Raw genomic sequence first — 12,382 nt, 5'->3', positions numbered from 1 at the left:
CATGTTAAGCATCGAAGTCACCGTTTTTGCGGCAATTGCTTATTTGACCATTTTATTCAGCATTGCCTATCGCGGTGACCGCGCTGCATCCAATCGGGTAAAACCCTACCGTTACGCTCTAGCTCAGGGTGTGCATTGCACTTCCTGGGCCTTTTTCGGCACCATAACCCAGTCGGCTTATTACGGTTGGGCCTTCGCACCAACCTACATTGGGGCAATTATTGTCTTTATTGTGCTCCACGGCTTACAGCTGAAACTACTCAATTACTGCAAGCATCAGAATATCACCTCAATTGCCGATCTCATCGGCACTCGCTATGGCAAATCGCCTTTATTAGCGGGCGTGGTTGCCATTACAGCCTTTATCGCTGTCGTTCCCTACATTTCTCTGCAACTGCGCGCCGTCACATCAAGTTTTGCCGCCGTCACCGGATTTGATAACAACCCTTCCTGGTTATTTGATTTATCTTTTCTGGTTGCTTTAACTATGATTGGCTTTGGCTTCTTGTTCGGTACCCGTCGCCTGAGTCTGGCCGAACAACATTCCGGTTTAATGGACGCCATTGCTTTTGAGTCGCTGGTCAAACTGGCTGCTTTTATTATTGTTGGCTTATTTGCCAGCTACACCGTGTTTGATGGTCTGGCCGACCTTTTTCAAAAAAGTTTTCAAACCGCACATACCCAGGACGTTCTCGCAGGACGAGAACAAGGCGGGTATGTCTTTGCCGTCCATATGCTGTTGGGTGGTTTGTCCATGTTTTGCCTGCCGCGGCAATTCCATGTTGGTTACGTAGAAAACACGCACCCTGATGAATTAAAAACAGCACGTTGGGCTTTCCCGCTGTATCTCTTCGCTATCAACTTTTTTATACTGCCATTAGCATTAAGCGCGCTGCATTTGGCTCCTGAGCAGGCCAGCCAGGATACCTTTTTGCTGGCCATTCCGTTAATGATGGATCGCCCGGATATTACTCTTATCGCCTTTATTGGGGGCTTGTCGGCGGCCACCAGTATGGTCATTATCGCATTACTCGCGCTCAGTATTATGGTTTCTAACGATGTCGTTATGCCCGTCTGGCTGCGCATGACCCGACAAAAACTCCGACAATTTAGTTTCACACCAACCCGCATTTTATCTATTCGACGTATGACAATGGTGGTGGTCATGTTTATGGCCTATTTGTACTACCAGGCCACCATTGAATCGATGCCGTTGGTTAATTCAGGACTGCTGTCTCTGGCACTGCTGGCTCAATTGGCTCCGGCTATTCTGGCCACTGTTATCTGGCGTAAAGCAACACAAACCGGCGTGTTAGCTGGTCTCGCGGTCGGCACAGCGCTCTGGCTAACACTCCTCCTTATCCCCTCTATCGTCCGCCAACCGCAAGTCACTGATATTGATATTGCCAACGGTGTTCTGATAAGTCTTGGTGCGAACATCGCCTGCTTCTGGCTCTTTTCTCTGATTAGCAGAAATGTTCAGGCAGAAACCCCACTTATTGATAGCAGTGACAGCTTCGCGCAGCAGCCCAGCCTAACCTGGGCTCGGTTACGCTCCCTGTTATCACGATTTTATGACGATCAGCAGCTTGCCGCTATTCAACAACGCTTGAGAATGGATCTGTTAACCCCGGAAGGTCAATCGATGGTGCCCGCACCGATGCTGGTTCGTATTGAACGTGAGCTGTCCGCTGTCATTGGCACCTCCGCCAGCCGGTTATTGCTCGATACCGTGTCGGAACAACAGGAATTCCCGGTTTCCCGAGTCGTAGACTGGGCCACCGAAGCGTCAAAACTGTATCAGTTTAACCGCGAATTACTGCAAGCCTCTGTAGAAAACATTCCTCAAGGCATCAGCGTAGTCGACCAGAAACTCAGACTGGTCGCATGGAACCGACGTTATCTGGAAATTTTTGCTTACCCTGATGGCCTGGTCCGCTCCGGTATGGCGGTTGAAGAACTGCTGCGCTACAACGCCAGTCGAGGGTTGCTTAGTACGGCGGAGAATGGCGACGCAGAGGGGGAAATTCAGAAGCGCCTTAATTATCTGCGCACCGGAAGCGCTTATCGCTATCAGCGCCAGCAAGGGTCTTTAACAATAGAATTGCAAGGTAACCCTATGCCAGGCGGTGGCTTTGTCACCACCTACAGCGATATTACTGAGCGCATTGAAGCGCAAAAGCAACTGCAAAAAATTAATCAAGAGCTGGAACAACGAGTTGACCAACGTACGCGCCAGTTATTATCCGCTAAGCAAGCAGAAGAACGGGCACATGAAAGTAAATCACGTTTTTTTGCCGCAGTAAGCCACGATTTAATGCAGCCATTTAACGCGGCCAGTTTATTTTGTGAAATGCTGCAGTCCAGACTGCCGCAGCAGTATTTACCTCTGGCATCAAACATTCATCGCTCACTTGAGCACGCTGAAGAATTGCTCACAATGTTGCTGGATATGACCAAACTGGATGCCGGTAACTTACAGCCGGACTATCAACGTTTCTCTATTGATCAGGCCCTGCAACCCTTAGTTGAACGTTATCAGATGATGGCAACAGAAAAGCAGCTGCAACTGAACTACCACAAAAGTTCTGCTCTGGTTAATACTGACCGAAAGCTGCTCACGCGCATTGTACAAAACTTACTTTCTAACGCTCTGCGCTATACCGAACAAGGCCGCATTGTGCTGGGTTTCCGACGACAGCAAGACCATCTGACCATTTGTGTTATTGATACCGGGTCCGGTATTCCTGAACACAAGCAACAGGATATATTCCGTGAGTTTCACCAGTTGCAATCCAGTGGCGATAATCCCGGGCTTGGGCTTGGACTGTCGATTGTTGAGCGTATGTGCCGACTGTTGAAGATAGACTTGAGCTTGTGGTCATCGCTGGGTAAAGGAACGGCCTTCAGCCTGACATTGCCTGTTGTGGGTTGGGAGAAAACATCTGGCCCCATCGTTTCCCAGAGACTCGCCGTTAATGAACAGCTACTGCAGGGCGTCCGTGTTTTAGTCATTGATAACGACCCCCAGGTACTGGAAGCAACCGCCGGTTTATTGGCCGACTGGGGAGCTGAAACACTCACCGCTGCTGATGTAAACCAGGCTCGTTTGCATCAACCTTGTGATCTTATTTTAGCGGATTATCACCTGGATAATGGCAACACCGGAATTGAACTGGTCCTTGCTATGCGCAAAGCCTGGAACACCAACACACCAGCTATTATCAACTCGGCTGATCCCGATGAACTATTACGAGAGCAGGCCCTGGAAGCGAATGCACACTTTATTCCAAAACCATTAAAAAGTGGCGCTTTAAAAAGGCTACTCAAGCGTATCCGAAGTATCTAACATTTGCCGGAAGAGAATGCCGGCCTGTGTTCGATTCACACATTTTAGTTTACGTAAGATGGCTGAAGCATGTTGTTTGATGGTGGTTTCCTGTACCCCAAGCTCATAAGCAATCTGCTTATTCAGCAGACCATCCGCTATACATTGCAACACTTTGAATTGCTGCGGTGTCAGTTGCTCAAGTTTATTGGCAAAGTCACTCATTTCAGCATCAGGTTCAGTGAGGTTTATGGTGCGCATGGACTCAGGTAGCCAGTTGTCTCCAGATAACACCGTTGTCACTGCCGTTTGCCACTCTGGTAACGGTACCGATTTAGGAATATAACCACTGGCGCCCAGTGCCATCGCCTGGCGTATTACCCGAGTATCCTCATTAGCAGAAACAATAACAACTAGAATATCAGGAAACTGACTGCGTAAAACCGTCAGCCCGGTAAGGCCCCGATTACCCGGCATGGAGAGATCAAGAAACACCAGTTCAATTTGAGGGTATTGTTTTAGCTGTTGTTCTAGCTGAGAAAAACTTGAGGCTTCAATAATATCGCTATCTAAACTATCACTTAACGCCTGCTTCATTGCCGCCCGAAAAAGCGGATGATCATCAGCAATAATTGCTCTGGCCATAGTTCCTGCTGAATTCAACTGTGAGTTAGTGACCATGCTAGCGACTTAGAAGAAAAAAGCCAGCGTTGCCCATCTATCAGGTAACGCTGGCCGGGGGATTAAAAACGATAACCGACAGAAAGCGATACAGTACGGGGATCGCCGTAATAACCGGTCACAATGTTTTCTCCAAAAGTAGAACCGAAGTTATAGCCTGATAAACGATATTCTTCATCGAATACATTTTTGGCATGCAGCCCGACCGTCCAGTTACTCGAATTGGAGTACCAAACGACACTGGTGTTGGCGATGCTGTAAGACTCTTCATCCAGTGGTGACGGCACTTCAAAGATCTGCGTTTCATCGCGATAGGCAACCGCTGCTGACCAGACTAATGAGCCACTCGCCAGGCTGAACTCTTTATTAAAGCCTAAGTTCGCAGTCAATTCCGGCGTATTCGCAAAAGACCACAATCCGGATACGTCTTCCACTTGCTGGGTATCCGGGTTAAAGAACGCCACTTCGTCAAATTCGGCGTTAATATAACCAATGGAACCGGTGAAGTTTAAACTGGATGTTGCGGCAAAAGTACCTTCAACTTCCACCCCTTTAACGGTCGAATCTGCGGCATTCAGAACTTGCGATGCAACACCGCTTGGAATCGCCCGCTGAACGGTCACCTGCATATCCTGATAATCAGAATAGAAGGTTGAAGCGTTAAGACGTAAACGGCCATCAAGCAGCTCACTTTTCACACCAATTTCAAAGGTATCAACAACTTCCGGGTCGTAAGGATTCTGCGCATCGGGGTTCAGTGATACATCAGCGCGCATATCGACACCACCCGACTTAAAGCCATTGCTGTAACTGGCGTAAAACATCAGGCTGGGATCCATTTGATAGCGAATACTCGCGTGAGGCGAGAACTTACTCCAGTCTTCCTTGGTGTTGAAATCCGAATTAACCACAATAGGGTCGGCGGAATAATCGCCACGATCAAGGAACTTCACACCGGCGTAGGTATAGCGATAAACATCAGCGTCTTTCTCATCGCGAGTATAGCGTCCGCCCAGAGTTACCGCCCATTGCTCATCGAGTTGATAGGTTCCCTGACCAAATAAGGCCGCACTGGAGGTATCAACACAACCGCCGTTATCAATGGTCAAATCCAGTAAGCCAAGTACGGTGCCAAAGACACCACAGGCTTCACCCTCGTAAAAATATAAGCCGCCAATGAAATCAAAGCGGTCGCTGCCATAACTTAACTGAAACTCCTGGGTCGTCTGCTCGTCTTCATAAATTGCAGGCACCAGCAGTACGGGGTTGACTGTTGAATCGAAATCGATATTGGTATCGGTGTAACCTTCACGATAAGCCGTTACTGATTTAAATGCCCAGGCGTCGTTAATATTCCAGTCTACCGTGGCCGAGTAACCTTCGGTTTCAACCGTATTGTCGGTCGGCATCGCCGTATAGGAGTCAAACACATCGTCCAGTGCCGGTTCCGTACTCAACAAGCTTGGCAGCAAACGATGCCCGCCTCGAGCGTTCGAGTCATCTTCTGTCCAGTCTGCCGCAAATTTTACTGACACGTCGCGGGAAACTAACCATTTGGCATTCAGACGGCCCGTCATCAATTCTTTGTTGTAGTTTTCATCACCTGTATTGACGAATTCACCAAAACCGTCGCGGTTCAACGTAGCAAACGCACCACCGACGTAAAAGTTATCAGCCAATGCGGTTTGACCCGACACTTTTAAATCACGCTGATTATAACTACCGACTGTGCCCTTAATTTCAAACTCGTTATAGCCGGTCAGTTCACGAGTCACATATTTCATCGCACCGCCGATGGTGTTTTTGCCGTACAGCGTTCCCTGCGGACCACGCAGAACTTCCACACGCTGCACATCCAATACTTCTAATACCGCTCCCTGAGGTCGGGCAACATAAACATCGTCAATGTAGATGCCAACGCCCGGTTCAAAGCCCCAGAGTGGATCTTGCTGACCAATACCACGAATGTAAGCCGTCAGCGTCGAGTTAGTGCCCCGGCTGACCTGGAAAGTGGTGTTCGGCATTTTAAACTGAAGCTCTGTAATGTCTTCAATACCGCTTTGCTCCAGCTCTTGTTCGCCAAATGCGCTGACAGAAACAGGTACCTCCTGCAAGCTCTCGTTTGTACGACGTGCCGTGACTTCAATTCGCTCCAGCTTGCCGTCTTGCGCTTCAGTATTTTCATTCTGCTGCGCTAAAGCGGCGGGGCTGCCTAGCAAAGTAGCCACCGCTGCTGCAATCAGTGATTTCTGAAAGTTGGGTTGTTTCATTGTTGTTCCCCTGACAGGTTATGTCGTTTGTATTTATTATTTCCGTTTACAGCAATTTAACGGTTCAGAGTCATGGTTGCTTACTAACCTAGCGCAAATTGTTAAGATTGTGATCTGTACCATAGTACTATAGGGGCAAATCCCTTTATCACGCACAATACATCCATGCAGCGATTCAGAGCATGGTCCGTTTCTTTTTTCGTTGCGAGGTAACTCATGTTAAGTATGATTGGTCTGATCGGCGGCCTTGTGTTGCTCATCATACTCACTTTAAGAGGGATGAACCTGTTTATCAGTGCCCCTCTTTGCGCCGTTGTCGTGGCTTTGTGTAGCGGTGTACCGTTACTCACCGGTGACGTGAACTTTGTCAGTGCCTACATGGACGGTTTCGCCAGTTTTGTTGCGGCCTGGTTTTTTATGTTCTTACTGGGCTCTATGTTCGGTAAGTTTATGGAAGACACCGGTGCTGCCGACAGCGTCGCACGCTGGATCATCAACAAGCTGGGTCGTAAACAAGCGGTTCTTGCGGTTGTTCTGGCCTGCGCTATTCTGACCTATGGTGGCGTCAGCGTCTTCGTTGTCGCGTTCTCGGTCTACCCAATGGCGCTTAGTTTATTCAAAGACGCCAATTTACCTCGCCGTTTTATTCCGGCTGCGCTGGCCTTTGGTTCCGTCACTTTTACCATGACCTCCGCAGGTTCACCAGAAATTCAAAACTGGATACCGGTTAAATACCTAGGCACCTCACCCTATGCCGCCTGGGAAGTGAGCTTGGTAGTCGCGGTGTTAATGGCAACATTCGGTTACTGGTGGTTAAGAAAAATTATTAACCGTGCGATAGCAAACGGAGAGCAATTCGAAGCACGTGAAGGTGACCCGATACTATTGGAACGAGAGCTGCCTTCTCCTGTTAGCGGGTTAATTCCGTTACTGGTGGTTCTAAGCCTCTCTTTCACCTTTCACGATACTTTGCAGCAAAACGCACTCATCGTTGCACTGTTAGGTGGTGTCATAGCAATTGCTATCATCAACTTTAAGCATTTTCATAAGCCACAAACTGCCATTCACGAAGCAACAACTGGCGCGTTAGTCGCTATCGGTAACACCGCGGCAGTGGTTGGGTTTGGCAGTATCGCAAAAATCACTCCAGCCTTTGATACCGCCGTTAATGCGATGACCAGTTTGCCGGGGAATGAATTAGTTGGCGCTGCCGTTGCTGTCAGTGTTATTGCCGGTTTAACCGGTTCAGCTTCCGGCGGACAAGCTATCGCCTTACCTGAAGTCGGCCCGCACTATATGGCGGCTGGCGTGAACCCGGAACAACTGCACCGTATTGTTTCGATTTCTTCTGGTGCGCTGGATTCGCTGCCGCACAACGGTTACGTAGTGACGACCATTCGTGCCATTTGTAACGAGAAACACAGCGCGGCTTATTGGGCGGTTGCCGCAGTAACCGTTGTGGTGCCATTAATGGGTCTGGCCGTGGCCATTGGCTTGTTCATGCTGTAACCCGGCAGTAAGGGGATTTGACCATGTTAGGAAATATGATGAAACGGCCGCTGCAAATTATTGATTTGCTGAAATTTGCAGCAAGCCGCCACCCACGACAGGAAATTGTCACCCGACGGCTGGAAGGTGACATTCATCGCTACGGTTATGCCGATTGCTGGCAACGAAGCGGGCAATTAGCCCATGCGCTGAAAAATTTGGGGGTGCAGCCTGGCGAACGCGTTGCCAGCCTGGCCTGGAATACCTATCGCCACATGGAGCTGTATTATGCGGTGAGTGGCAGTGGTGCTGTTATGCACACGGTAAACCCTCGCTTATTCGGCGAACAAATTACCTGGATACTGAACCATGCGAACAGTGGCTGGGTGTTTGTCGACTTAAGCTTCGTCGAGCTATTAGAGTCCATTCAAGACGAGTTGCCCGGGGTAAAAGGCTTTGTAGTGATGACCGACCAAAACCACATGCCGAATACCAAGCTTAAGAATGTGCTTTGTTATGAAGAGCTTTTAGCGTCAGAGCCTACAGACTATGACTGGCCGGACGTCGATGAAGATAGCGCAGCTCTGCTTTGTTATACCTCGGGTACCACGGGCAACCCCAAAGGCGTACTCGCTTCGCACCGCGCCATGGTGTTACACGCACAGGCAACCGTCAGTGCCGACATGCTAGATTTACGCAACGATACCGTATTGATGCCAATGGTCACTATGTATCATGTCGCGGCCTGGGGAGCGCCCTATGCGGGTCCTTTATCCGGCTGTAAGTTAGTGTTTACTGGCGACGGAACATCAGGCGTGGCAATGGCTGACATGATTCGCGACGAACACGTCACGGTCGGCCTGGGCGTACCCACCATTTGGTTGACCCTGCATAATTATCTCAGCGAAAATCAGTTGGATATTCCGTCATTGCAACGAGTTTGTGTTGGCGGCGCAGCCTCACCTATCGGCTTAGTCAAAACTTACGATAAAGAATACGACGTTTACTGGCAGCCGATATGGGGAATGACAGAAACCGGCCCGTTGGTTCACTCGGTACCGCCACAAGCGGATATTGTTAATCGCCCGAAAGACGAACAATACCAGTTGCAGACAACCGCTGGCCGTCCGGTGTTTGGCATTGAACACCGCATTGTTGATGCCGACGATAAGCCACTGCCTAACGACGGCGAAACCCGGGGCGAATTGCAGGTTCGCGGACACTGGATTGCGTCACAGTATTTTCGCAACGACGATTTAAGTAGCTTCCCTAATGGGTGGCTGGCGACCGGCGACATTGCCGTCATCGATTCCGAAGGCTTTATGAAAGTAGTCGACCGCAAAAAAGATGTGATTAAAAGCGGCGGAGAGTGGATCAGTTCGCTGGATATAGAGAATATTGTCAGCCAGCACGAAGCGGTTAACGAGTCCTGTGTCATTGGTGTTAAACACCCGAAATGGGACGAACGCCCGTTATTGTTGGTCGTGTTGAATAAAGGACACCAGCTATCAAAACAAGACATCAAAGATTTTCTAACCGGAAAAATAGCCCGCTGGTGGACGCCGGATGACGTGGTCTTTGTGGATGAATTACCCCATACCGGCACTGGCAAGCTGGTTAAAAATACATTGCGTGAGCAGTACCAAAATTACTTACAGGAGAATGTGTCATGACACGAGTATGGACAACTTTTATAAGCCTTACGGTGCTGCTCATCAGCTTACCGCTAAGCGCTGACCAGTGGGTCGAAAAACAAAGCTTTACCATGGATAATTACACCACCCATGGAGGAGAAACAATTAAAGACGTAAAAGTAGGCTGGGAAGCCTATGGCGAACTCAATGAAGCTAAAGACAACGTTATTCTGATCACTCACTTCTTTTCCGGGAATAGCCACGCCGCCGGTAAATACAGTAAAGATGACCAGCAAGCTGGCTACTGGGATGCCATTATTGGCTCAGGCAAAGCCATTGATACTGACAAGTACTATGTCATCAGCGTTGACTCGTTAGTCAACGCTTACCCTAACCTGCCAAATGTCATTACCACGGGTCCTGCCAGTACCAATCCGGATACCGGTAAGCCCTATGGTTTAGACTTTCCGGTGGTGACCATACGCGACTTTGTGAATGTGCAAAAAGCGTTACTGGAGGACTTGGGCGTTAAAAAATTGCACGCAGTGGTTGGCGCTTCTATGGGCTCTTTGCAGGCTATTGAATGGGCGGCGGCTTACCCAGACTGGGTTGAGCGTATGGTGTCGGTTATTGGTGCCGGTTCGTTAGACGCCTGGACCATAATGGGCCTGGAGCAGTGGGCAAAAGCAATTAAGCTGGACCCTAACTGGAACGGTGGTGACTACTACGAAGGCGACGCACCTTTAGAAGGCGTTACTATGGCACAGGCGATGATCACACAGGGTGCTATGCATCCGGAATACATTAATCAGGCCGTGCCGAAACAGGAAACCTTGCCTGAAAAAGGCCTTGAGTCCGTTACTCATGAACTGCCGGCTGTGGAATGGTTATACAGTGCCAGCCGTGCCCGTGCGCCATTGGCTGACGCGAACCATATTCTTTATCTGGTGCGTGCAAATCAACTGTTTGTTGCCGGTCATCAGGATACTTTGGAAAAAGGATTAAAGAACATTTCTGCAAAAACGTTATTTTTGCCATCCAGTAACGATTTGTTGTTAATGCCGTATCTGGCAGAAAACACAGCTGATCAACTTAGGGAAATGGGTAAAGAGGTTCAGTACGAAGAAATTGATGGTCCGTGGGGACACTTAAATGGACTGTTTTCAATTCAACAAAAAGCCGAGTTACTCAGCGAGTTTTTAACCACTGAGTAACCCCGGCAAAGGCTTAAGAGTCGCCGAACAGGCGGCCCTTAAGCTTGTCTTTGAGACTGTCTTCAATTTTTGCTTTTAACAGCTCCTTTAATTGCTTACTCGTTTCACCTGACTCATTATCCCATTGTGTCAGGTTTTCAAGCAGGCCTTGCTGACCGCCCAATTGTTCTGAAACTTTGGCGGTAAGATCAGCTTTTATTTCAGACAGTTTCTCATCGGCTTCACCCATCGCAGATTGAGCCAACGCATCGCCTAACTGATCATCCAAATCAGATTCAAAACTCAGCGACGGCCGTTGAATGTCGCCACCAATATTGGTGGTAATATCCAACCGTTGCAATTGCGTCAAAGCGCCAGCAACGGCTGAAGTCAGTTTGCTACTGCCCTCAGCTGCCAAGTCAAGCTCCAGCATCCGCACCATGGCTTTACCATCCAACTTATTCTCACGCACCAAAACCGTACCGTCACTGTCCAGCAAAGACGAAACAACCCGAGCGCTCAGCTCGCTGCTATCGCTAAGGCCTAAGTTCTGTAGTTGGGCGCCTTTTAGCTGCCATTGCTGCTTCGCATCAATACCCAAATTAGTCAGTGATAACTCACCGTTTAGGTTAAACGCATTCCACAAGTCGCTATTGTCGGCTCTGGCTTGATAGGTCGTCGGTTGACCCAACAAATTATGCTGATGAGTAATATTTTGCCAGTCAACGTCGATAACCGTGCCACCAATCATAAATTCTGTACGGGCCTTTTTAATTAAAAACTCCGGCGGTGCATTATCGTCGGCAAAAGAGATTCTCTGGCCTTCCCCGCGCACCGGTTCTACCGTGGCAGAATTATCAGAGCGCGCCAGCATAGGTCCTAGCTGCTCATAAGCCAGAAGTACGTACTTACTCCACTCCCGGGCCTTTTCACCCAGAAGCAAACCCGTGACGTTTTGCAAACCACTACCGTCTATGCTGAAAAACGATTTAATTCGGTCGATGTCGTTCCCCGGCGCGTTCTTAAGTTCGGCAATTTGCTTCTGAACCACGTCTTTCGCTTGTTTCACTTCATCACGAAAGTTGCTGACAGCGTCCTTATCGGACCGAATCGAGTCTTTTAACTCATCTAAGGCCTTTTTTCTCGCCGCAATATCACTCAGGCCCTCAACCTTACCTTCGGTTATTTGCTTAATTTTCTCTTCGTATTCTTTTATCTTTTCCTTACTAGGCAAAGCTTCCCGAGAGACTTTTACTTCTTGCTCTTGTTGCTCATAAGCCGTTTTTGCTTCATCAATCACTTTTTCTGTACGCAAATCGACTTGGCTGACAATCTCATCCACCGACGGTAGCGAGGTGGTCAATTTATCCCATGACTGACTTGCCCAACCTTGCATGTCTTCTTTATCCGGTAAGACATAAACCTCGCCTTCACTTTCCCGAGGTTGGTTCACCCGCACCCCAGTCATGGTGAGCTGTTCAATTAAGGTTCTGCCCAACACAATTTCGGTCGGACTGATATCGGCCGAAGCCTCACCAACTTGGACACGGTTATTTTTCGGCACATTAGGATCAGTCACCTGAATGCCCGCCAGCGTTAGTGATAGCGGTACCCAACTGTGCTCAACCCGCTCAATGTTCACTTCCGCACCGTTCAGTCGTCCCAGCGTGTGCTCTAATGTGACCTTAATAATGGCATCCAAAAACAGCCAGGAGACAGCGACTAAAAACAGTACGAACCCGGCAAATACAGCCAGTCCCGGCCAGCGAATGATACTGCGCTTCATAC

General features: G+C 48.9%; 7 protein-coding genes. 4 read left to right on the top strand and 3 right to left on the bottom strand.

The genetic code is table 11. The annotated features are described in order from the left end of the window. Position 1 precedes the first annotated feature (1 nt). Positions 2-3,349, top strand: coding sequence for a PAS domain-containing hybrid sensor histidine kinase/response regulator (locus CWI78_RS09205; RefSeq protein WP_126782422.1), 3,348 nt, complete (start codon positions 2-4; stop codon positions 3,347-3,349). Here CWI78_RS09205 and CWI78_RS09200 read toward each other — a convergent pair. Together CWI78_RS09200 and CWI78_RS09195 are read right to left on the bottom strand one after the other, a co-directional pair. Continuing rightward, a complete protein-coding gene (locus tag CWI78_RS09200; RefSeq protein ID WP_126782420.1) occupies positions 3,323-3,973 on the bottom strand; it encodes a response regulator transcription factor in 651 nt (216 codons plus the stop codon). The genes CWI78_RS09205 and CWI78_RS09200 overlap by 27 nt on opposite strands. 98 nt (positions 3,974-4,071) lie before the next feature. After that, positions 4,072-6,279, bottom strand: a complete 2,208-nt coding sequence (locus CWI78_RS09195) for a TonB-dependent receptor (protein ID WP_126782418.1) — start codon at positions 6,277-6,279, stop codon at positions 4,072-4,074. A gap of 216 nt (positions 6,280-6,495) precedes the next feature. Between CWI78_RS09195 and CWI78_RS09190 the strand changes: the two genes are divergently transcribed. The 3 genes from CWI78_RS09190 to CWI78_RS09180 are packed head-to-tail and all read left to right on the top strand — an operon-like array spanning position 6,496 to position 10,615. Beyond that, positions 6,496-7,788, top strand: a complete 1,293-nt coding sequence (locus tag CWI78_RS09190; protein WP_126782416.1) for a GntP family permease — start codon at positions 6,496-6,498, stop codon at positions 7,786-7,788. Positions 7,789-7,811: 23 nt separating this feature from the next. Beyond that, complete coding sequence (locus CWI78_RS09185) at positions 7,812-9,440, top strand: long-chain fatty acid--CoA ligase (protein WP_126782414.1); 1,629 nt, start codon at positions 7,812-7,814, stop codon at positions 9,438-9,440. Beyond that, the gene (locus CWI78_RS09180; protein WP_126782412.1) at positions 9,437-10,615 is read left to right on the top strand and encodes an E22 family MetX-like putative esterase; all 1,179 of its coding nucleotides are present in this window, start codon (positions 9,437-9,439) and stop codon (positions 10,613-10,615) included. The genes CWI78_RS09185 and CWI78_RS09180 overlap by 4 nt, the downstream gene beginning before the upstream one ends. A 13-nt stretch (positions 10,616-10,628) precedes the next feature. Here the strand turns inward: CWI78_RS09180 and CWI78_RS09175 are convergent, their stop codons facing one another. Next, a complete protein-coding gene (locus CWI78_RS09175; RefSeq protein ID WP_126782410.1) occupies positions 10,629-12,380 on the bottom strand; it encodes a TIGR03545 family protein in 1,752 nt (583 codons plus the stop codon). Between the last annotated feature and the right edge of the window lie 2 nt (positions 12,381-12,382).

Origin of the sequence: Idiomarina ramblicola, assembly GCF_003987255.1 — a bacterium.
GTDB classification, from domain to species: Bacteria; Pseudomonadota; Gammaproteobacteria; order Enterobacterales; family Alteromonadaceae; genus Idiomarina; species Idiomarina ramblicola.
The sequence above is the reverse complement of the archived record's forward strand: the minus strand, read 5'-3'. Positions and strand labels throughout refer to the sequence as shown.